This is a genomic window from Cryobacterium sinapicolor (assembly GCF_004403465.1).
GTDB lineage: Bacteria > Actinomycetota > Actinomycetes > Actinomycetales > Microbacteriaceae > Cryobacterium > Cryobacterium sinapicolor.
On record NZ_SOGQ01000014.1, the window covers coordinates 19332 to 39842 of the forward strand.

At 68.2% G+C, this 20511-nt stretch carries 16 protein-coding genes; 8 read left to right on the forward strand and 8 right to left on the reverse strand.

Annotation, left to right across the window (positions count from 1 at the left end; genetic code table 11):
- From rhaS to E3T28_RS03105, 6 genes are all read left to right on the forward strand, one after another.
- On the forward strand, nucleotides 1-1080 hold the full coding sequence (rhaS, locus tag E3T28_RS03080; RefSeq protein ID WP_134427856.1) for a rhamnose ABC transporter substrate-binding protein: 1080 nt from the start codon (nucleotides 1-3) through the stop codon (nucleotides 1078-1080).
- A gap of 88 nt (nucleotides 1081-1168) precedes the next feature.
- Nucleotides 1169-2629, forward strand: a complete 1461-nt coding sequence (locus E3T28_RS03085; protein ID WP_134427858.1) for an L-fucose/L-arabinose isomerase family protein — start codon at nucleotides 1169-1171, stop codon at nucleotides 2627-2629.
- A 12-nt stretch (nucleotides 2630-2641) separates the two neighbouring features.
- Nucleotides 2642-3019, forward strand: coding sequence for an L-rhamnose mutarotase (locus E3T28_RS03090; RefSeq protein WP_338145380.1), 378 nt, complete (start codon nucleotides 2642-2644; stop codon nucleotides 3017-3019).
- A 7-nt stretch (nucleotides 3020-3026) separates the two neighbouring features.
- Nucleotides 3027-4193: an L-rhamnose isomerase gene (gene rhaI / locus E3T28_RS03095; protein WP_134427862.1), complete on the forward strand. Its 1167-nt coding sequence runs from the start codon at nucleotides 3027-3029 to the stop codon at nucleotides 4191-4193.
- A 148-nt stretch (nucleotides 4194-4341) separates the two neighbouring features.
- A complete protein-coding gene (locus tag E3T28_RS03100; RefSeq protein WP_134427864.1) occupies nucleotides 4342-6381 on the forward strand; it encodes a bifunctional aldolase/short-chain dehydrogenase in 2040 nt (679 codons plus the stop codon).
- Between the two features lie 214 nt (nucleotides 6382-6595).
- A complete protein-coding gene (locus E3T28_RS03105) occupies nucleotides 6596-8101 on the forward strand; it encodes a rhamnulokinase (protein WP_241979140.1) in 1506 nt (501 codons plus the stop codon).
- 255 nt (nucleotides 8102-8356) lie between these two features.
- On the opposite strand, the gene E3T28_RS03110 is transcribed toward E3T28_RS03105, so the two are convergent.
- Complete coding sequence (locus tag E3T28_RS03110) at nucleotides 8357-9166, reverse strand: MBL fold metallo-hydrolase (RefSeq protein ID WP_134427866.1); 810 nt, start codon at nucleotides 9164-9166, stop codon at nucleotides 8357-8359.
- 76 nt (nucleotides 9167-9242) lie between these two features.
- On the reverse strand, nucleotides 9243-10742 hold the full coding sequence (locus E3T28_RS03115; RefSeq protein WP_134427867.1) for an esterase/lipase family protein: 1500 nt from the start codon (nucleotides 10740-10742) through the stop codon (nucleotides 9243-9245).
- Nucleotides 10743-10932: 190 nt separating this feature from the next.
- Between E3T28_RS03115 and E3T28_RS03120 the strand changes: the two genes are divergently transcribed.
- Both E3T28_RS03120 and E3T28_RS03125 read left to right on the forward strand, forming a co-directional pair.
- Complete coding sequence (locus tag E3T28_RS03120; protein ID WP_134427869.1) at nucleotides 10933-12342, forward strand: aldehyde dehydrogenase family protein; 1410 nt, start codon at nucleotides 10933-10935, stop codon at nucleotides 12340-12342.
- 120 nt (nucleotides 12343-12462) lie between these two features.
- On the forward strand, nucleotides 12463-15345 hold the full coding sequence (locus tag E3T28_RS03125) for a putative bifunctional diguanylate cyclase/phosphodiesterase (RefSeq protein WP_135101554.1): 2883 nt from the start codon (nucleotides 12463-12465) through the stop codon (nucleotides 15343-15345).
- A gap of 170 nt (nucleotides 15346-15515) precedes the next feature.
- On the opposite strand, the gene E3T28_RS03130 is transcribed toward E3T28_RS03125, so the two are convergent.
- The 6 genes from E3T28_RS03130 to gtfA all read right to left on the reverse strand — a co-directional run bounded on the left by E3T28_RS03130 (nucleotide 15516) and on the right by gtfA (nucleotide 19914).
- On the reverse strand, nucleotides 15516-15989 hold the full coding sequence (locus E3T28_RS03130; protein ID WP_134427871.1) for a Dps family protein: 474 nt from the start codon (nucleotides 15987-15989) through the stop codon (nucleotides 15516-15518).
- Between the two features lie 109 nt (nucleotides 15990-16098).
- Nucleotides 16099-16479, reverse strand: a complete 381-nt coding sequence (locus tag E3T28_RS03135; protein WP_134427873.1) for a hypothetical protein — start codon at nucleotides 16477-16479, stop codon at nucleotides 16099-16101.
- A complete protein-coding gene (locus E3T28_RS03140; protein ID WP_134427875.1) occupies nucleotides 16472-17065 on the reverse strand; it encodes a hypothetical protein in 594 nt (197 codons plus the stop codon). Before E3T28_RS03140 ends, E3T28_RS03135 begins: the two co-directional genes overlap by 8 nt.
- Nucleotides 17062-17640 carry an RNA polymerase sigma factor gene (locus E3T28_RS03145; RefSeq protein ID WP_134427877.1) on the reverse strand — a complete coding sequence of 193 codons (579 nt, stop codon included), beginning with the start codon at nucleotides 17638-17640 and terminating at the stop codon, nucleotides 17062-17064. The genes E3T28_RS03140 and E3T28_RS03145 overlap by 4 nt, the downstream gene beginning before the upstream one ends.
- 451 nt (nucleotides 17641-18091) lie before the next feature.
- Nucleotides 18092-18307 carry a hypothetical protein gene (locus E3T28_RS03150; protein ID WP_134427879.1) on the reverse strand — a complete coding sequence of 72 codons (216 nt, stop codon included), beginning with the start codon at nucleotides 18305-18307 and terminating at the stop codon, nucleotides 18092-18094.
- A gap of 116 nt (nucleotides 18308-18423) precedes the next feature.
- Complete coding sequence (gene gtfA / locus E3T28_RS03155; protein WP_134427880.1) at nucleotides 18424-19914, reverse strand: sucrose phosphorylase; 1491 nt, start codon at nucleotides 19912-19914, stop codon at nucleotides 18424-18426.
- Between the last annotated feature and the right edge of the window lie 597 nt (nucleotides 19915-20511).

A 20511-nucleotide genomic window follows, 5' to 3' on the forward strand; every position in this document is an offset into this window, starting at 1 on the left:
ATGGAGTTCATTCGCAATCACACCCGGAAAGGTGCGTCAGCCCGGCGCCTCGCGTCGGTGACCGCGGTCGTCGCGGCCGTCGCACTACTCGCCGGCTGCGCCTCCGACACCGGCACCAACACCGGCACCGACTCGGGCGCCGGCGGCGGAACCGACGGCGACCTCAGCATCACCTTCATCCCCAAGCAGCTCAACAACCCCTACACCGACGTGGTGCTCGGCGGCGGCGAGGCCGGCGCCGAAGAGGCCGGCTTCGCCGCGACCGAGGTCGTCGGCCCGCTCGAGGCCAGCGCGTCCAGCCAGGTGTCCTTCATCAACGCGGAGACCCAGGCCGGCACATCCGTCATCGTGATCGCCGCAAACGACCCGGATGCCGTGGGCCCGGCCCTCGAAGAAGCCAGAGCCGCGGGCGCCAAGATCGTCGCCTTCGACTCGGACACCAACCCGAAATACCGTGACGTGTTCATCAGCCAGGTCGTCGCCAAGGACGTCGCCCTGATCCAGGTCGAGCTGATCGCCGAACAGATCGGCGGCTCCGGTGAGATCGCGATCCTGTCGGCCACCGCGAACGCCACCAACCAGAACGAGTGGATCAAGTTCATGGAGGAGGAGCTCGCCGCCAACCCCGCGTACAAGGACATCACCCTGGTGGCGAAGGTCTACGGCGACGACGACGACACGAAGTCGTTCCAGGAGGCCCAGGGCCTGATGCAGGCCTACCCGAACCTCAAGGGCATCATCTCGCCCACGACGGTCGGCATCGCCGCCACGGCCCGCTACCTCTCGACCTCGGAGTACAAGGGCAAGGTCGCGTTGACCGGGCTCGGCCTGCCGAACGAGATGCGCCCCTTCGTCAAGGACGAAACCGTCACCGCGTTCGCCCTCTGGGACCCGGCACAGCTCGGCTACGTCGCCGCGTTCGCCGGCAAGGCGCTCGCCGACGGCGACATGACCGGCGCCGAGGGTGACACCTTCGAGGCCGGCGAGCTGGGCGAGCGCGAGGTCGGAGCCGACGGCATCGTCATCGTCGGCCCGCCGACGGTCTTCGACGCCGCCAACATCGACGAGTACGACTTCTAGGTCGTCCTCGCACCGAACCGCAGCACCCGTGAGGGGCGGATGCCCAGGCATCCGTCCCTCACCCCCTCACCTTCACCAGGAGCCAGCCATGAACGAGAATTTTCGCCGCTCGGCCAGCGAACTGCTGGCGCCGAAGAAGCGCAGACCCACCCGGATCGGGTTGGTCTCCGGGGGGCTCGGCGCCTATTGGCCGCAGTTCCCCGACCTGCTGCCGGAGCTTCAGGCATCCGCCCGCTATGTCACCGAACGCTTCACCCGGCTCGATACCGAGGTGGTCGACGTCGGGTTCATCTCCGACCCGCAGGAAGCGGGCATTGCCGCCGAGAAACTGCGGCTGGCCGACTGCGATTTGATCGTGGTGTTCCTCGCCACCTACCTGACCTCGTCCATGGTGCTGCCGATCGCGCAGCGGGCGAAGACGCCCGTGCTGGTGATCGACCTGCAGCCGACCGAGGCCATGGACCACTCCGCCTTCGACACCGGACAGTGGCTCGCCTACTGCGGCCAGTGCCCGGTGCCCGAGGTCGCGAACGTGTTCCGCCGGGCCGGCATCCCGTTTCGTTCGGTGTCCGGATACCTCCGCCAGGAGAGCGCCTGGGACCGCATCATCTCGTGGGTGCACGCGGCCGGCGTGCGCGCCACGCTCCGCACCGCCCGGCATGGCTTGATGGGCCACCTCTACCCCGGAATGCTGGATGTCTCCACCGACCTCAGCAGCGTCTCCGCGACCTTCGGCTCCCATGTCGAGGTGCTCGAATTCGACGACCTCCGCGAGCGTGTCAACGAGGTGACGGATGCCCAGATCGCCGACCGTATTCTCCTCGCCAGGGAGCTGTTCCAGGTTGACGCCTCCGTCAACGAGGAGGATTTCGCCTGGGGCGCGAAGGTCTCCGTGGGCCTTGACGGGCTCGTGGCGGACTTCGATCTCGATTCGCTCGCCTACTACCATCGCGGCCTCGCCGGCGAGCAGCACGAGCGACTCGGTGCCGGCATGATCCTCGGCGCCTCGATCCTGACGGACCGCGGCATCCCGATGGCGGGGGAGTACGAACTCCGTACCTCGATCGCGATGCTCGCCAGCCACGCGATCGGTGCCGGTGGCTCGTTCACCGAGATCCAGGCACTCAACTTCTTTGACGGCGTGGTTGAGATGGGCCACGACGGTCCCGCGCACCTCGCGGTCAGCGCACGGGACCCGCTGCTGCGTGGGCTCGGCATCTACCACGGCAAGCGCGGCTGGGGGGTCTCGGTGGAGTTCGACGTGACGCCGGGCCCGGTGACCACCTTCGGCATCGGGCAGGACCCCGACGGCCGCTACGTATTCATCACCGCTGAGGGCGAGGTCGTGCCCGGGCCGCTGCTCGCCATCGGGAACACCACCTCCCGCGTCGATTTCGGCGGCGACCCCGGCGTCTGGGTGGATGAGTGGAGCCAGAGCGGCATCGGTCATCACTGGGCCCTCTGCCTCGGGCACCGCGCCGGCGACATCAAGGCCGCCGCGAGCCTGCTCGGCCTCGAACACCGCCACGTCGATCTCGGGGGGCGGTAGCCCGTGCAGCGCGTGTGCTTCCAGCTGCAGGTCAAACCGGACCGCATAGAGGAATACACCCGACGGCATGCTTCCGTCTGGCCGGAGATGCTACGGGCCCTTCACGAGACCGGCTGGCAGAACTACTCTCTGTTCCTCCGCCCCGACGGCATCCTGATCGGGTATTTCGAGACCGATTCCCTCGCGGCGGCGCAGGCGGGGATGGCGGCCACTGAGGTGAATGTCCGCTGGCAGGCCGCGATGGCCGAGTTCTTCGAGAATCTCGAGGGCTCTCCCGACGAGGGCTTCGTGCGTCTTGCCGAGGTGTTCCACCTCGAGGACCAGCTCGCCGCTCTTGACGCGGTTGACACGATTCATTTGGAATTCACACCGACCCCCACAGAGAAGTGACACGACGATGACGAGATTCGACACCATCACCACCCAGCTCGCGGCGCAGGCCATTGAGCTGCCCTCCTGGGCCTTCGGCAATTCGGGCACCCGGTTCAAGGTGTTCTCCACCCCCGGCACGCCGCGCACCATCCAGGAGAAGATCGCCGACGCCGCCCAGGTGAACGAATACACCGGGCTGGCGCCGAAAGTCGCGCTGCACATCCCCTGGGACAAGGTCGACGACTACGCGGCGCTCCGCGACTACGCCGGCGAGCGCGGGCTGGCGCTCGGAACCGTCAACTCCAACACTTTCCAGGACGATGCCTACAAGTTCGGCAGCCTCACCCACACGGATGCCGCGGTGCGGCAGAAGGCTATCGACCACCACTTCGAGTGCATCGACATCATGCACGCGACCGGATCCGCCGACCTCAAGATCTGGCTTGCCGACGGCACCAATTACCCCGGCCAGGGTGATATCCGCGGCCGGCAGGACCGCCTCGCCGCCTCCCTCGGCGCGATCTACGCCCGGCTCGGGGACAGCCAGCGTCTCGTGCTGGAGTATAAATTCTTCGAGCCGGCTTTCTATCACACGGATGTCCCCGACTGGGGAACCAGCTACGCCCAGGTCGCGGCCCTCGGTGACAAGGCCCTGGTCTGCCTCGACACCGGCCACCACGCCCCCGGCACCAACATCGAGTTCATCGTCGCTCAGCTGCTGCGCCTCGGAAAGCTTGGCTCCTTCGACTTCAACTCCCGCTTCTACGCCGACGACGACCTGATCGTGGGTGCGGCCGACCCGTTCCAGCTGTTCCGCATCCTCTACGAGGTCATCCGCGGTGACGGCTTCGGCCCCGACTCCACCGTGGCGTTCATGCTCGACCAGTGCCACAACGTGGAGGACAAGATCCCCGGCCAGATCCGCTCGGTGCTGAACGTGCAGGAGATGACGGCGCGCGCGCTGCTAATCGACCGCGAGGCGCTCACCGCGGCTCAGGAATCCGGCGACGTGCTCGGCGCCAACGGCCTGCTGATGGACGCCTTCTACACGGATGTGCGCGGGGACCTGGCCGCCTGGCGCGAGTCTCGAGGTCTGGCGGCCGACCCCATGGTCGCCTACGCGGCATCCGGTTACCAGCAGCAGGTCGCGGCCGACCGCGTCGGCGGCACCCAGGCCGGCTGGGGCGCCTGACAACTCTCCTGATAGTTCCCGTTCCGGTCGAGAGTGCCCGTTGCGCCGGTCACTCTCGATCGGAACGGGAACACTCGCACTCGCCGCACGGGACGGCTCGACCCTCCTCCGCCCTCTCACTCCTCGTTCAGACCCTGGAAAGCAGATCATGACCATCAATCCCTCCGCTGCGGCGCTCATCGCCCGGTCCAACCGCCTCGGCGCCGACCCGCGAAACACGAACTACGCCGGCGGCAACACCTCCGCCAAGGGCACCGAGATCGACCCCGTCACGGGAGAGACGATCGAGCTGCTCTGGGTCAAGGGGTCCGGGGGTGACCTCGGCACCCTCACCGAGTCCGGCCTGGCCGTGCTGCGCCTCGACCGGATGCGCGCCCTCGCCGGCGTCTATCCCGGACTCGACCGGGAGGACGAGATGGTCGCGGCCCTCGACTACACCCTGCACGGCAAGGGAGGCGCGGCCCCCTCCATCGACACGCCCATGCACGGGCTCGTCGATGCCGCGCACGTCGACCATCTGCACCCCGACTCCGGCATCGCGATCGCCACCGCCGCCGACGGGGAGGCGCTCACGACCACCATCTTCGGCGACAGGGTGGCGTGGGTGCCCTGGCGCCGGCCGGGCTTCCAGCTCGGCCTCGACATCGCCGCGATCAGGGATGCCAACCCGCAGGCCGTCGGCTGCATCCTCGGCGGCCACGGCATCACCGCCTGGGGCGACACGAGCGATGAGGCCGAGGCCAACTCGCTCCGGATCATCGAGACCGCCGCCGCCTTCATCGCCCACCACTCCCAGGCCGAGCCGTTCGGCCCGGAACTGGCCGGTTTCATCCCGCTCGCGCCCGCGGAGCGTCGCGCCAAGGCGGCCGCCCTCGCCCCGACGCTCCGCGGTCTGGTGTCGACGGATGCCGTCAAGGTCGGGCACTTCACGGATGCCCCCGAGGTGCTCGACTTCCTGTCCCGGGCCGGGCACCCCCGCCTGGCGGCCCTCGGCACGAGCTGCCCCGACCACTTCCTGCGCACGAAGGTGAAGCCGCTGCTGCTCGACCTGCCGGCCGGCGCATCCGTCGACGACTCCCTCACCCGCCTGCAGGAACTGCACGAGCAGTACCGGGCCGACTACCAGGCCTACTACGACCGGAACGCGGGGCCCGAGTCGCCCGCGATCCGCGGCGCGGACCCCTTGATCGTGCTCATCCCGGGCGTCGGCATGTTCAGCTACGGCGCGAACAAGCAGACCGCGCGGGTCGCCGGCGAGTTCTATCTCAACGCCATCAACGTGATGCGCGGCGCCGAGGGGCTCTCCACCTACGCGCCCATCAACGAGGCCGAGAAGTTCAAGATCGAGTACTGGGCGCTCGAAGAGGCCAAGCTGCAGCGGATGCCCGCGCCCCGGCCACTCGCCGGCCGCGTCGCCTTGGTGACCGGGGCGGCATCCGGCATCGGCAAGGCCATCGCCACCCGCCTCGCGGCCGAGGGAGCCTGCGTCGTGATCGCCGACCTCGACCTCTCGAAGGCACAGGCTGCGGCGGCCGAGATCGGGTCGGCCGATGTCGCGATCGGCGTGCAGGCGAACGTCACCGACGAGGCCCAGGTGCAGGCATCCGTCGACGCGGCCCTGCTCGCGTTCGGCGGCCTCGACCTCGTCGTCAACAACGCCGGCCTCTCGCTCTCCAAATCGCTGCTGGAGACCACCGTCGCCGACTGGGACCTGCAGCACAATGTGATGGCCAAGGGCTCGTTCTTGGTCTCCCGAGCCGCTGCCCGGGTGCTGATCGAGCAGAAGCTCGGCGGCGACATCGTCTACATCTCGTCGAAGAACTCGGTCTTCGCGGGCCCGAACAACATCGCCTATTCGGCAACCAAGGCTGACCAGGCGCACCAGGTGCGGCTGCTCGCGGCCGAGCTCGGCGAGTACGGCGTGAAGGTCAACGGCATCAACCCCGACGGGGTCGTGCGCGGCTCGGGCATCTTCGCCGGAGGCTGGGGCGCCAAGCGCGCCGCCGTCTACGGCGTGCCGGAGGAGGAGCTCGGCACGTACTACGCGCAGCGCACCCTGCTCAAGCGCGAGGTGCTGCCGGAGAACGTCGCCAATGCGGTCTTCGTGCTCTGCACGAGCGACCTCAGCCACACCACCGGGCTGCACATCCCGGTCGACGCCGGCGTCGCCGCCGCGTTCCTGCGATGAGCACCGCCGAGTTCGGCTCTCGTGGTCGAGCCCTACGGTTTCGCCTGTCGCACTCGACCGGAACCGGCGATCTCGGCGAACTTGGTGATCTTGGCGCGGGCGGCGCGGGCAGCGCGGGCCTGCCCGGGTCGGCAGGGCTCGGCTCGTGGTGAGGCCTCTGACCAGCGCGGGCACGGTCGCCGCGATCGACCTCGGCGCGTCCAGCGGCCGGGTCATGCTCGGCCACGTCGGTCCGGGCGAGCTGCGCCTGCGACCGGTTGCCCGCTTTCCGAACACTCCGGTGCGCACCATCGACGGGCTGCACTGGAACATCGTCGAGCTCTACCGCAACGTGCTCGGTGGCCTGCATTCCGCCGTTCGGGAGGAACCTGAACTGGTCAGCGCCGGGATCGATTCCTGGGCGGTCGACTACGCACTCCTGCGCGGCCAACGGATGCTCGGCAACCCCTACCATTACCGCGACGACCGCACTGGGGGAGGAGTAGTCGCCACCCACGCCCTCGTCGCCCCGGCCGACCTCTACGCAGGCAACGGCCTCCAATTCCTGCCGTTCAACACGCTCTACCAGCTCGCGGCCGACCGTCTGGCCGGCGGCCTCGACGGCGCCGAGACGATGCTGCTGATCCCGGACCTGCTCGGCTACTGGCTCACCGGGGAGCAGGTCGCCGAGCGCACGAACGCGTCGACGACCGGGCTGCTGCGCGTCGGGTCCGGCCCGGGCGCCCCGGCTGGCCGAACCGGCGCGGTATCGAGGATAGCGGCGACAGCCGCCCTGACAGGGGCCACGCCCGCCACGGTGGACGCTGCCGCGCCGGCCACCGCTGCTGCCGCCGCCGCCTGCTCGGCGGCCGCGGACTGGGACGATGCCCTGATCGGCCGGCTGGGCCTGCCCCGCGCGATCTTCCCGCGGCTGGTCAGCGCGGGGGAGCGGATCGGGTCCCTGCTGCCCGGCGTCGCTGCCGAGATCGGATCGGCCACGCGCCTGGATCTCGTCGCCGTCGGGTCGCACGACACGGCATCCGCCATCGTCGCCGTGCCCATGACCGGCGACACCGACGCCTACATCTCCTCGGGAACCTGGTCGCTCGTGGGGGTCGAGCTGGCCTCGCCGGTGCTGACCGAGGCCAGCCGCGCCGCCAACTTCACCAATGAGGGCGGCGTCGACGGCCGGGTGCGGTACCTGCGCAACGTGATGGGCCTGTGGCTGGTGAGCGAGTCGCTGCGCACCTGGGAGGCGCAGGGCACCACGTTCGAGCTGGCGTACCTGTTGGCCCAGGCTGCTCAGGTGACCGGCCCGGTCGCGGTCTTCGCCGTGGACGACCCCCGATTCCTGGCGCCCGGGGACATACCGGCGCGCATCCGTTCGTACTGCGGCGAGCACGGCCTGCCGGTGCCGGAAACGCCGGTCGAGCTCGTGCGCAGCATCGTGGAGAGCCTCGCCGCCGCCTATGCGGAGACCCTGCGGGCCGCGAGCGAGCTGTCGGGAAGGAGCATCCGTACGGTGCACATCGTCGGAGGCGGGTCGCAGAACGAGCTGCTCTGCCAGCTCACCGCGAATCGAACCGGGCTGACCGTGCTGGCCGGCCCCGTCGAGGCCACCGCGATCGGGAATGTGCTCGTGCAGGCCCGCGCCCAGGGGCTCGTGACCGGAAGCCTCGAGAGTCTGCGCTCCCTGGTCGCCCAAGCCTTCGTGCCTCGGCGCTATCTGCCCGAGCGCTGAACTGCCAGCGCCCTGCCTGCCCCGGCACCGCCTGCCCCGGTCCTGCCTGCCCGGGCCCTGCCTGCCCTTCCCGGGCCGCCCCGTCGCCGCCCGTCCCGCACGCGCCTTAGTCCACAACCGGCCGTCCGCCCCTAACTAATTCGACGGAGATTTTGCGGAAAGCAGGCTTTTCCAGGCTGGAACAGGCCGTTCGGAGCAAAATCTCCGTCGAATTCGTTCGCCGTCGGGCTGGACTGCCGCGCCTCGGCGGGCGGGCTACGTCCCGGGGGCCGGCTTCGCGGCGCGCAGGTATGCCAGCTGCGCGTGAACCGACGCCTCCGCGGCGAACCGGACGGAGGCATCCGTGTGGGCATAGACGCGATCGGTGACCATCGCGACCGTCGCGTCGGGCCCCAACTCGGCGAGAGCGCGGCGCACCTCGCCGAGACGCTGGTGGCGGTGCGCAAGGTACGCGGCGCAGACCGCCCCGAGGTCGGGCAGCACCGGGCCGTGGGCGGGGAGTACCGTCGCGGGCCCGAGCGCCTGCAGGGTGGAGAGCGAACGCAGGTAGCCGTCGAGCGTGCCGTCGGGGTGGGCGATGATGCTCGTTCCGCGCCCGAGAATCGTGTCGCCGGTGAGCACCGACCCGCCCGGTCCGTCGGCGGGCAGCTGAAAACTCACGGAGTCCGCCGTGTGCCCCGGCGTGGCGATGACACGGATGCGCGTTCCCCCGGCCTCGATCAGTTCCCCGTCGGTCAGCGGCCGGCTGTCGACGCAGAATGCGGGGTCGAACGCCCGCACCCGAGCGCCGGTCAGCCGGGCGAAGCGCTCGCTCGCCGCGGTGTGGTCCGCGTGGTGATGCGTGATCAGGACCAGGTCGATCGAACCGGCCCCGGCCAGCGCGGCCAGGTGGGCGTCGTCGATCGGCCCGGGATCGACCACCACAACCGATTCGGAGCGGGGCGCGGCGATGAGGTAGCTGTTGGTGCCGTCGAGGGTCATGGGGCCGGCGTTGGGTGCGAGCAGCCGCCGGGTGAGCAGGCTGCTCCGCTGGATGCCCGCAGGCCGGTCTGCGTCGTTGCCCATGCGGGGAAGCCTAGCGGCCGAGCGTCGCCGCCACTGCGGCTGGCAGGTCCCGGGTTGATGACTCGGAGCCGGCCGCTCAGGCCCACAGGCTGATGCTGAGTTGGAGGTGCGCGTCGGGCCCGAGCACCGCCTGCCCCATCGGGGTGATGGGGACCGGCAGCTGCCACTGCCCGTCGGTGGACGTGCCGGGTGCCCAGTCGAGCTGGTTGGGCAGCTCGGCCTGCTCGGCGATCCGACCGGCGAGGGTGCTGTTCCACTCCCAGGTCACGCTTCTGGCCCCGCCGTTGTCGTTCACCTCGACGTCGACGATGAGCGTGTCCTGCCAGTCCGCGATCTGCTCGAGATGGTCCCCGAATCCGAGGATGCCGCCCGTCTCCTTGAGCGAGATGATCTTGAGGTCGAGGGCGTAGCGGCATTTGCGCACGTTCTTCGGCTGCAGGAAGATCGTCAGCAGCGGCAACGGTGACATGGGCCCGGAAATGCCCTTCTCCGTGGCGTTCAAATCAATCGGGCAGTAGTGATCGGCTGTCTGCTCATGAATCAACACGGGCACGCCACGGATGGCCAGCCTGGCCTCGCCCTGCCAGACGCGGTCCTTGCGATCAAGCTCCAGCCCGTGCAGGCCGACCTCTACCCGCAACCCGCCGAACAGGAAGCGGGACAGATTCTGGTACGTTTCCTCCGAATTGACCAGGCCGTATCGACCTGAGTGGGAGCGGTGGATGTAGGCCCGGGCGGCCCCGTAAACATAGGCGTTGCGGACCGCGACCAGGCCATCGCTCTGCACGCCCATGACCGCGGACGACAGCCCGGCGGCCACGGAATAGTCCCGCGAATTCGTGCCGACGATGCTCAGGATGCGGGAGGGTGGGAAAGCGCCCACCATGCGACGGGGGTCCCACCGCCCCGTCTTCGGGTCGGTCTCCCGGGCAAAGTCGTGGCCGTCCGGCAGCATGTATTCCTGCATATGCCGGGGGGCGAAGATATCGCTGCCCAACGGACCGAACCGGTCCATGATCCAGCCGCCGATCGGCCCGCCGAGCTCGGGGGAGATGCCTCCATGCGGGGTTCCGATCGTGCAGAGCTTCGACACGGATTCGGCGGGGTCGGCCAGTTCGCGCTGCAGTGCGGTGCGGCAGATCAGCCCGCCCATGGAGTGGGCCACGAGGTAGACGGGTGGTCCGCCGCGGGTCTTGGCCCGCACCAGGTCGATGAAATCGACGAGCCCCTTGGCCGCGCGGCCGATGTCGTACGATTGCGGCTCGACGCCGAATGTGCCCGCCGCGGCGTCGTAGAACCGGTAGATCCACACGGAGTCCGGTTCAAGCGAGCCGGGATCGGCATTGATCAGGACGTTCTGCTGGCTGCCGGCCACTTCGATCCGGTACTGCTGGTCCTTGACCAGCCGCAGCAGTGGACCCTCGTACTGATAGAACCGCGGCTGGCCGCCGGCCCCCACCCGCACATGGGTGGAACCCTCGTTGAAACCGTAGAACGGATCATCCGCCGCGTCGTCCATGGCATTCTGGCCGCCGGCAAAACCACGCACATAGATGACGGGGTAACGCTCGCTCATCGGGTCTCCATTCGCGCGTCACGTTTTTTCGGCAGGGCCCACAGTGCCTGTCAGGGTGGCACGACTGGAGGTGTGCGGCAAGAGGATGACGGTCCTGCGCCAGAGAACAACCGCCCTGCGCGCTGAAACAAACGGGCCCGGCATCCGCTGGATAGGTTCAGAGAACTAACGGACTCACAGTGGAGGACCCATGGACACCTACGACAATCTCCTTGCGACGATCACGCCGCAGTCGGGATCGACGCGAGAAATATTCGATCCCGCAACGGGAGCGGTGGTGGGCCTGGCCCCCGTGGACACCGCTCGGGACCTCGACCGCGCGGTCACCACGGCCGGCGCGGTTCAGCCGGCCTGGGCGGCCCTGGGTCACGCTGCACGGAGCGAGATGCTGAACCGGGTCGCGGATGCGATCGATGCCGCGGCCGAGCCGCTCGCCGAGTTGCTCTCCCGCGAACAGGGCAAGCCGCTGAACGGGCCGAACGCCCGTTTCGAAGTCGGTGCGTCATCCGCCTGGCTGCGTGCCACCGCGGCGACACCGCTCGGGGCTGAGATCGTCGTCGACGACGGCCAGGTCCACGCCGAGATGCACTACCGCCCGATCGGCGTGGTCGCCGCGATCGGCCCCTGGAACTGGCCCATGATGATCGCAGTCTGGCAGATCGCGCCGGCGCTGCGGATGGGCAATGCCGTCGTGGTCAAGCCCTCGGAGCACACCCCGCTCAGCGTTCTGGGCCTCGTCGCGGTGATGAACCAGGTTCTGCCGGCCGGGCTGCTCACGGTGGTGTCGGGCGACCGTGAGATCGGCGAGCGCCTGTCCACCCACCCGGACATCGGCAAGGTGATGTTCACCGGCTCGACCGCCACCGGCAAGGCGATCATCCGGAGTTCCGCCGACACCGTCAAGCGACTCACCCTCGAGCTCGGTGGCAACGACGCCGGCATTGTGCTGCCTGACGTCGACCCGAAGGCGATCGCCCAGGATTTGTTCTGGGGTGCCTTCATCAACACCGGTCAGACCTGTGCCGCACTCAAGCGGCTCTACGTGCACGACGATGTCTACGACGCGGTCTGCGAGGAACTCACCGCCGTCGCCGCTGCCATGCCGATGGGCAACGGGCTCGATGAGAAGAACGTCCTGGGGCCGCTGCAGAACCAGGCGCAGTTCGACATCGTGTCCCGCCTCGTCGAATCGGCCAAGGAGTCCGGTGCCCGCGTGCTGATCGGTGGAAACCCCGACCTCGACCAGCCCGGCTACTTCTACCCGACCACCCTCATCGCCGACATCGACGGCGCCAACGCCCTGGTCACCGAGGAGCAGTTCGGTCCGGCGCTGCCGATCATCCGGTACACCGATCTCGACGCAGTGATCCGGGAGGCGAACAGCGTGGACGTTGGGCTCGGCGGCTCGGTATGGTCGGCCGACCTCGAGAAGGCCCGCGAGGTTGCGGCCCGGCTCGAGACCGGAACTGTCTGGATCAATGGGCACGGCGGCGTGCACCCGATGATCCCGTTCGGCGGCTCCAAGCAGTCCGGCTACGGCCTGGAATTCGGCGTCGAAGGTCTCAAGGCGCTCGGAGTGCCTCAGGTGATCAACGGCTGACCGGCCGAGACCCGCACGATCGCCGTTCACCGCACCGAGTGCGCTGGGCGGCGATTGTTGTTGCGTCCCGCTTACCTAGCGTCGAAACCCGTCGATAGAGTACTGGAGGGACGGAAGACGATGGATGCAGAGCCGCGCGAAACTGCGAGTACGACGATCGGCCTGCTTCTGCGCCATGTGCGCGAGCGCGGCGGAGACGGAGCGGTCACAGAGGTGCTCTCCCGGGCGGGCGTGCAGCAGGATGCCGCGACTCTCCAGAACACGTCCACGTGGGTCAGCTACGACACCCGTATCCGGCTGTTCGAGGCCGCAACCGCGGTGCTCGGCGACCCGAACACCATGTTCACGGTGGGCACCGGCGCGGTCCGGGGTGACATCCAGCCTGTTCTCGTGCAATTGCTCAGCGTGTTCGCCTCGCCCGGGGCCATCTATCGCCAGTTACCGCGCATGGTGCCGAAGTTCACCACGACGTCGACGATCGATGCCCTGTACGTCGGCAAGACCAGGGCGACCGTGCGCTACCGTCTGCACGACGACTATCGCCCGTCCCGACTCGACTGCCAATACGCCCAGGGACTGTTCTCGTCCGTGCCGGCCATCTTCGGCCTCGGCCCCGCACAGATCAGCCACCCGCAGTGCCAGTCGGACGGCTTCCCGGCGTGCGACTACGTGCTGACCTGGTCGACACGGGTGCGCTGGTGGTCGTGGCGATCGCGGAGCCGCTGGGTGGACTCATCCCTCGGCGTTCTGCGCGACAAGGTCCGGGAGGTGCAGCTGGCCGCCGCTGATCTCGTCAACAGCGACGACGTCGATGAGGTGCTGGCTCGGATCGTCGATCGCGCCGCCTCCGCGGTGCTCGCGCCGGCGTACCTACTCATCGTCGAACCGACCGGGGGCGGCGCTCCGCTGGTTCGCCATCGAGGGCTCAGTGAGGAACGTGCCGCCGATCTCGTGACACGGATGCTGAGTGGTGAGTTGTTGGACGAACGCGCGCTGGTCGTCGACATCGCTTCCAACCGCAAGATCCACGGGCATCTGGCCGCCGTGTTCGCGGAGGGGCACACGGCGATGCTCGGGGATCGGGCCCTGCTCGAGGCCTACGCCGGACACGCTGCTGCAGCCCTCGACCTGTTCACGGCTCTCGAGGAGTCCCGCCGGGAAGGGTTGCGCACGGCCGCGTTGCTCGGCCTCGCCCAGCAGTTGGCGACCAGCGACAGCGTCGAGGCGATCGCGGACGTCGTCGCGTCGGCACTGGCGACGATCGTCGGCAGTGACGCGGCATCCGTGCTCCTGTGGGACGCCGAGGTCGGCGAGCTGCGGCCTGCTGCGGCCAGCGGCCTCGCACCGGCCGATCGCGAGTTCTTCCTCCGGACGACGCTGACCGTGGAGCAGACCCCGGAGCTCCTCGGCGTTCTCAGACGCCAGGAACGCGTTCTGATCAGCGCCGACAACGCCAGCCCGGCCCTGGCGGCGCTGCTGCGTTCCATCGGTGTGAACAACGGTGTCGTCGTGCCCCTCCTCGCCGGGGATGTGCTGATGGGTGTCGCGACGGCCAGCTGGGTCGCCCCCGTGGCACCCGAGGTCCTGGCCGAGGCGATCACGCTGATCGAAGGCGTCAGCCGCCAGGGTGAAACGGCCATGCAGAAGGCCCGGTTGCTCGAGACCGTAAGGTACCAATCCCAGCACGATGGCCTGACCGGCCTGCCCAACCGGGCCCTGTTCGCCCTGCTGCTCGACACCGCACTGGCGGAGTGCCAGCCGAACAGCCGCACCGCGGTGCTGTTCTGCGACCTCGACAACTTCAAACGCGTCAATGACCGACTGGGCCATCGTGCCGGAGACGAGCTGCTGCGACAGGTTGCGGCTCGCCTGCGCGCCGAGATCCGCAGCATCGACACCATCGGCCGACTCGGCGGAGACGAGTTCGCGGTGCTGGTCACCGACCTTGACGGCGAAGACTCGGCCATCGAGCTGGCCCGCCGCGTCGTGGGCTGCCTGAATCCCCCCTTCCACCTGGCCGGCCAGCACGTGCGGATCTCCGCCAGCGTGGGTGTGGCCTCGCACCGGGGGCCGGGGGGCCGCGGCGAGCAGCTCCTCGACGCGGCGGACGCCGGAATGTACGACGCAAAGAGAACGGGCCGAAATCAGATCGCCGTGGCCGGCGCCGAGGCGCACGGCAGCATATCGATGGGCGTTGAATCACCGGGGGACGCCGACACGTCGCTACTCGTGGAGCTGTCCCGTGCGGTGGAGGCGAACGAGATGAGACTGTACTACCAGCCCGTCGTGGACATCTCCCGTTTCGGTGAGGAGACGGTCGTGGGCGCGGAATCCCTCATCCGGTGGGCGCACCCGCGACTGGGCATTCTCGCCCCGGGCGCATTCCTGCCGCTGGCGCAGGAACGGGGCCTGATCACCGAACTGGACCTGTGGGTGATCGCGACCGCCTGCCGGGACGTGGTCGATTGGCCGCAGCTGGGCGCCCGGCCGCTGGGCGTCGCGGTAAACCTCGACGCCGCCACGCTGCTGGATCACAGGCTCGTGTCGACGGTTCGCACGGCTCTCAACAGCAACGGTCTGGCACCGGAACGGCTCACCCTCGAGGTGGTGGAGAGCCGGTCACTCATCGATCTCCCCGGAATCGTCGAGCGCCTCGTGGAACTGCGCCGTCTGGGCATCCGCATTTCCCTGGACGATTTCGGCACCGGCTTCTCGACCCTGGCCTGGCTCAACACCCTGCCCGTCGACCAGATCAAGATCGACCGCAGCTTCATCCAGGGTCTTCCCGGAGCCTCCTCCGTGTCGCTCGTGCAGGGCATCCTGGCGCTGGCTGCCAAGCTCGACGTGGAGGTGATCGCCGAGGGGGTGGAGACCACGGAACAGCTCGACAGCCTGCGCACCAGCGGCGCCGTGCTCGCCCAGGGCTACCTGCTGGGTCGCCCGGGTGCGACCTGGGACCCGGTGGCGGGAAGCCCGTTGGCGGCAGCCCGACGCGAGGTGTAGTCCCCTCAGATCGCGGACTAGTTGCCTGCGGCGGCGAACGCTGATGTGTACTGGTGGCCCGTATTCGGCGACGGCGAACCGCAAGTGATGGTCGGCCAGGTGATCGACCGGATCGAACGGGGACGGATCGCCTGATCGCCGGCTCGAGGTATCCAGCCCGCACCGCAGGCTTAGGCCAGCATGCTGCGCAGCATCCAGGCTGTCTTCTCGTGCACGTCCAGGCGGCGCACAAGCAGATCGGTGGAGACCTGGTCGGGTGCGCTCTCGGCGACGGGTAGCACCTCGCGGATGGTGCGGGCTGTGGCCTCGTGGGCGGCGACCAGTCGACGGAGCATCTCCGGGGCATCCGGCAGGTCGGTGTCCTCGCGCACGACGGCGAGCTCGGTGAACTGGCGATAGGTGCCTGGCGCCGGGGTGCCCAGGGCGCGGATGCGCTCCGCGATGTCGTCGACGGCCAGAGCCAGCTCGGTGTACTCGTCCATGAACATGGTGTGCAGCGAGTGAAACATAGGGCCCACGACGTTCCAGTGGTAGCTGTGAGTCTTGAGGTAAAGGGTGTACGAATCCGCCAGCACTCGGGACAGACCGTGAACGATCTTCTCGAGCTGCTGGTCCGGGATGCCGATGTCGATTGTCTGACTCACTGATGACTCCTTAGGTCGTGTGGGTTTTCACGCTACACACCCGCGGTGGGACGCCCCCGTGAGAAGCGCGACCGAGCACTGGCGTTGCCGGACTGGCCGGCGAACCAGGTCAGTCGATCCGGGCCACGGTGACCGCGATCTCGGTCGCGGCCGGGCTCCCGTTCTGGTCGAGCTGCTCCGTGATCGCGTCGTGTACGCGGCGACTCACATCGATGGCCGCGTAGGGGGCGGTGACGCCGATCTTCACCGCGATCTCCAGGCCGGTTTTTTTCTCGCTGACCGAGACGGAGCTGTTCGATTTCGGCTGGCCGGTCACGGCTTCGACGGCGGAGGCGACTACGGAAGCGACCACGGTCGCCACGAGCGGGGCCGCCGAGTACAGCGCGTCCACGCCGGGAACGGCCAGCACCAGCTCGTCTAGTTGCCTGGGCAGCGGGGATTCGGGGGCAGGGTCGGGCGTCACTTTTTCCGGTGCCGGGGCGTCACTCATCACTGCTCGCTTTCGCACGTGGGGGCACGGGTTGGTACAGGTCGCGAATGGTGATGTCGACGGCTTCGACCGCGAGTTCCGTGTGCTGGTGGAGCGCGACGTAAAGCGCCTCCCGGAGCGCAACGACGAGCGATGGAATGATCTCGCCCTCCAGGACCGTGGCATCCACCCGCACGGTGACCGGTGCGCCCGGCTCGCTAACGTCGCCGTCGAGGCGGCACCGTCCGACGATGATGTTCGGAATGCTGTCACCGGCGGCACGCAGGATGCCGCGCACCGCACCCTCCGTCACGCTCAGCCGGGCGGTCGATGAGGGGTGGCTGATCGGGATGTCACGGCCGGCGCGCGCCTCGATGCTGATGGCCTGCAGAATCGTGCTGACCCAGCTGTCCTCGCGCTCGGATTCCAGCTCCACGTCTTTCTTGAGCAGGGCGCGCTGCGTGTTCCGGAGCCGCTCCATGCCGCGCAGCGCGATCTCACACTCGGGGGATCCGTCGATGCTCGGGTCGGCCGGGGACCGGTCCCGGTCGAGGTAGTCGCTCAGCTCCTCGAAAGTGTGCCCGGCGAGCTTGTCGGAGGATTTCATCGCCATTCCTCCATTTCCTGGAGCAGGGTTTTCCGTGCACGGGCGAGAAGCCCGCGAACGGTCGAGACGGGGAGCTCCAGTTCTTCCGCAATGTCGCCGTAGCTGCATTCCGCGAGTTCTCGCAACATCCAGCAGCGGCGCTGGTCCTCAGGTAGATCGGCGAGGACACGCGTCAGGGCCTCCGTCTGAGACTCCGCTTCCGCCAGTCTATGCGGGGAATGACGCTCTGGGGCCGGAGCGTCGGTGAGGTCGATGTCGACATGGTGCCGCCGGGCGCGGAGCCGGTCGACGCTTTTCCGGCTGACGATACGCATCAACCAGCTCTTCACGGCGGCACCGTTCTCAAGGGTGGGCAACTGCTGCCAAGCGGTGATGAAGGACTCCTGCACGACGTCGTCCATCTCGTCGTTCGACCCAAGGACACGGCTGGCATACACCCGCATCAGCGGGCCGTAGCGGCGCACGAGCACCTCGAATGCCCGAATGTCCCCGTCAGCGGCACGATCCGCCAAAGTTTGGTCGGGGAACGACTCCAGCGGAGACGCGAGCGGAGCCCGGGTCGGGGTATTCGGCATCGACGCTCCGCCCTTCCTCTGCCGTTAGAAAAAACATTTCACAATTCCGTGACAAATATGTCACAACCGGCGTCCCAATGGTGACAGCCTCTGTCAGCCGCAGACCCCGAAGGATGCACGATGTTCTATTCTCCCTCCATCGATGACACCACAGCCAGCAGTGCCGTCCGGCCTACGTTCGATGCACTCCTTCTCGGTCCGGCCGAAGCTGATGGCGGTGCCGGGGACTCGGCTGCCGGGGACCCGACGGCTGCGACTGCATTTGTCTGGCGCACGCGCGCGTGGCTGCCGCCCACGAGACACCAGCGACAAGGGCTGTCGCTGAGCGTGAATCCGACCGAGGTCTGAATCGTCCCCTCGGTTGCAGATCCAGTCGTTGCGCCGGAAGAGAACGCAAAGCAGCGCTGAAAGTCCCACGATCAGTGCTGCGGCCGCGTAAAAGCCGGGTGGCTTACCTCAGCCCGTGCTCGTACACGTCCTGGAGGTACGGTCCCATCTCGTCCTGAAGCAAATGCAGGTCTCGCCGCGGCAGCGCGTTCACGACCTCTCTCAGAGGGAGGATGATCCGCCGCAGCGTCCGCAACCGCATGAGAGTGAAATTTCCGTTCATGTGCACGGTCACCAGTGCCCGGTCGGTGAGGAAGGCAGCGATTTCGTTCGTGGTCACTTTCGCCGAGGAGGGCTCGAGGCTGATGGAATACGCGGACAGGGCCGCCGCAGTAGTAGCTGGTTCGGGGTTTGCGCACACCGCAGTCAAGCCCGATCGCCCGCGATCGAATTAGGTCAGCGCGGCGCGGGCTCCCAGTCGGCGACGGATACGACCGTGTCGAGCACCTGCGTGCGTCCGGAATCCGTCAGCTCGATGCGGATGGTCGGGGAGCCCAGCGTCGTGGCCACCGTGAGCCGAGCGCTCGCTTCAGCAGCCGTCCAGAGGAGTTCGATCCGGTCTGCAGCGAGCCCGGCCCAGGAGAAGTCGCCGGCGAAGGCCGGGTGAGTGCTGCGGATGCGGGCCAGGCCGAGCTGCGCGCGGGTCACGTCGGTGGTGAGGGCCTGTTCGATCTCCTCCGCCGTGTAGACGTGGCGGTTGACGTCGCGGCCGTTGCCGGTGCGCCCGAACAGCTCGGTGTCGTCGAGGCCGCCGAGCAACCCCACGTAGTACACCTGCGGTCGGCCGGGCAGGAAATGCTGCACGGCGCGGGCCAGGAAGTAGGGAACCTCCTCGCCGCCGAGCACGCTGTAGAAGGTCGCATTGATCTGATGTGGAAGGGTGAACCACTCGGGCACGACGGATGCGACGGTGGAGTGGCCGTGCGTGGCCCGCTCCGCGCGGGCGAAGATGTCGACCATCTCGGACTGGGTCAGGAGGCCGGGCTTGTCGCCGATCGGGCCGGCATCGATGATGCCGATGCCGTCGTGGGTGTCGAGCACCGTGATGGCGTTGGCGGGGCGGATCCGGAACCAGTCGGCGAGGCGGTCGACGGTTCCGGTGCCGAGCGAGTGCAACAGGAGCGGCGCCAGGGCGAAGTCGTAGACACGGTCGACCAGCGGGGCGATCGCGAGCTGCTGGCTGTAGTGCGCGTGCACCTCGACGAGCACCTCGAGGTGTTCCTCGTGGGCCAGAGCCACCACGGTGCGGGCGAACTCGAGGGTCTGCGCGGTCATGAAGCTGTCGGTCCCGGGGGTCTTCACGGCGTAGCCGACGGCGTCGAGCCGCACGGTCGAGACGCCGCCGCCGGCCAGTGTCTGCAGAACGCGGCGCAGGTAGGCGAGCGCCGCGGGGTGGTTCACGTCCAGGTCGACCTGGGTGGGCATGAAAGTCGTCCAGACCAGGTGGCGGCTGCCGTCGGCGCCCTGATAGGCGGTGAAGGGCAGGCCGGGCCGCGGCCGGTAGAACGCCGTGATGTCCTTCTCGGTGCCGCCGTTCGGGAAAACCGTGTCGAAGGTGAGGAACATGCCCTCATAGTCGGAGTCGGTGCCGCGTGCAAGCCAGTCGATGAACTCGACCGAAGAGGAGGAGACGTGGTTGACGATGAGGTCCGCAGTGAGCCCGCGCGTGCCGGCGAGGCTGCGCATGTCGGCCCAGTTGCCCAGGCGGGAATCGACCGCGGCATGGTCGATCGGGTCGAAGCCGGCATCCGCACCGTCGAAGGGAACATAGAACGGCAGCACGTGCACGCTGCCGTAGGCCCGGAGCGGGCCGTCAAGCAGGGTCTGCAGATCGTGGATGGTACCGCCCAGGCGATCGGCATAGACGAGCAGCTCGATTGTGGTCATGTTCAACTCCGGTCCGACTCGGTGCGGCCGCGAGCAACACCGATTCAGAAGTTACGGCACCCGGTGGGCCAGAGCAATTCCGGCATCATCACTGCCCCGCACATTCCCCACCCTGCCTGGCCGCGGGAGCGGGTGCTTCGTCGTTCTGCGGGGCCGAAACCGACGTTTCACCCGCTCTCGTGGCTCAAGACGGGTTTCCGGATGAGGTCGAGTGAGCCGGCCCGGGCCCGGAGAACTTTCTCGCCAGGGCTCATGCGGCACTGGTCGAGCTTCGGTGGTCGAGCCTGTCGAGACCGGACGACCCGACGTGGGGAGGTTCCCCGGTCGGTGGTCGAGCTTGTCGAGTCCGGGCGACCCGACGTGGGGAGGTTCCCCGGTCGGTGGTCGAGCGTGTCGAGATCTGGCGGTCTGACGTGGGGAGGTTCCCCGGTCGGTGGTCGAGCTGTCGAGTCCGGGGGCCGGGAAGCATCTACTCGTCGTCGTGGGTCACGTTCTTCCGCTCGATTGCGTCGGTCATCCGGGTGCGGGACTTGGTGACGGTGCGCCATTTGCGCACCCCGGTTTCGAGCCAGGGTGGTGCCATGATCTGCGCGGCAC

Bases quoted from the DNA above. Each gene is read 5' to 3' on its own strand.
- E3T28_RS03125 (WP_135101554.1), top strand. From the start codon at position 12,463: ATGGATGCAGAGCCGCGCGAAACTGCGAGTACGACGATCGGCCTGCTT.
- E3T28_RS03140 (WP_134427875.1), bottom strand. From the start codon at position 17,065: ATGAAATCCTCCGACAAGCTCGCCGGGCACACTTTCGAGGAGCTGAGC.
- E3T28_RS03145 (WP_134427877.1), bottom strand. From the start codon at position 17,640: ATGCCGAATACCCCGACCCGGGCTCCGCTCGCGTCTCCGCTGGAGTCG.
- E3T28_RS03110 (WP_134427866.1), bottom strand. From the start codon at position 9,166: ATGGGCAACGACGCAGACCGGCCTGCGGGCATCCAGCGGAGCAGCCTG.
- rhaS (WP_134427856.1), top strand. From the start codon at position 1: ATGGAGTTCATTCGCAATCACACCCGGAAAGGTGCGTCAGCCCGGCGC.
- E3T28_RS03085 (WP_134427858.1), top strand. From the start codon at position 1,169: ATGAACGAGAATTTTCGCCGCTCGGCCAGCGAACTGCTGGCGCCGAAG.
- gtfA (WP_134427880.1), bottom strand. From the start codon at position 19,914: ATGACCACAATCGAGCTGCTCGTCTATGCCGATCGCCTGGGCGGTACC.
- rhaI (WP_134427862.1), top strand. From the start codon at position 3,027: ATGACGAGATTCGACACCATCACCACCCAGCTCGCGGCGCAGGCCATT.
- E3T28_RS03100 (WP_134427864.1), top strand. From the start codon at position 4,342: ATGACCATCAATCCCTCCGCTGCGGCGCTCATCGCCCGGTCCAACCGC.
- E3T28_RS03120 (WP_134427869.1), top strand. From the start codon at position 10,933: ATGGACACCTACGACAATCTCCTTGCGACGATCACGCCGCAGTCGGGA.
- E3T28_RS03105 (WP_241979140.1), top strand. From the start codon at position 6,596: ATGCTCGGCCACGTCGGTCCGGGCGAGCTGCGCCTGCGACCGGTTGCC.
- E3T28_RS03135 (WP_134427873.1), bottom strand. From the start codon at position 16,479: ATGAGTGACGCCCCGGCACCGGAAAAAGTGACGCCCGACCCTGCCCCC.
- E3T28_RS03115 (WP_134427867.1), bottom strand. From the start codon at position 10,742: ATGAGCGAGCGTTACCCCGTCATCTATGTGCGTGGTTTTGCCGGCGGC.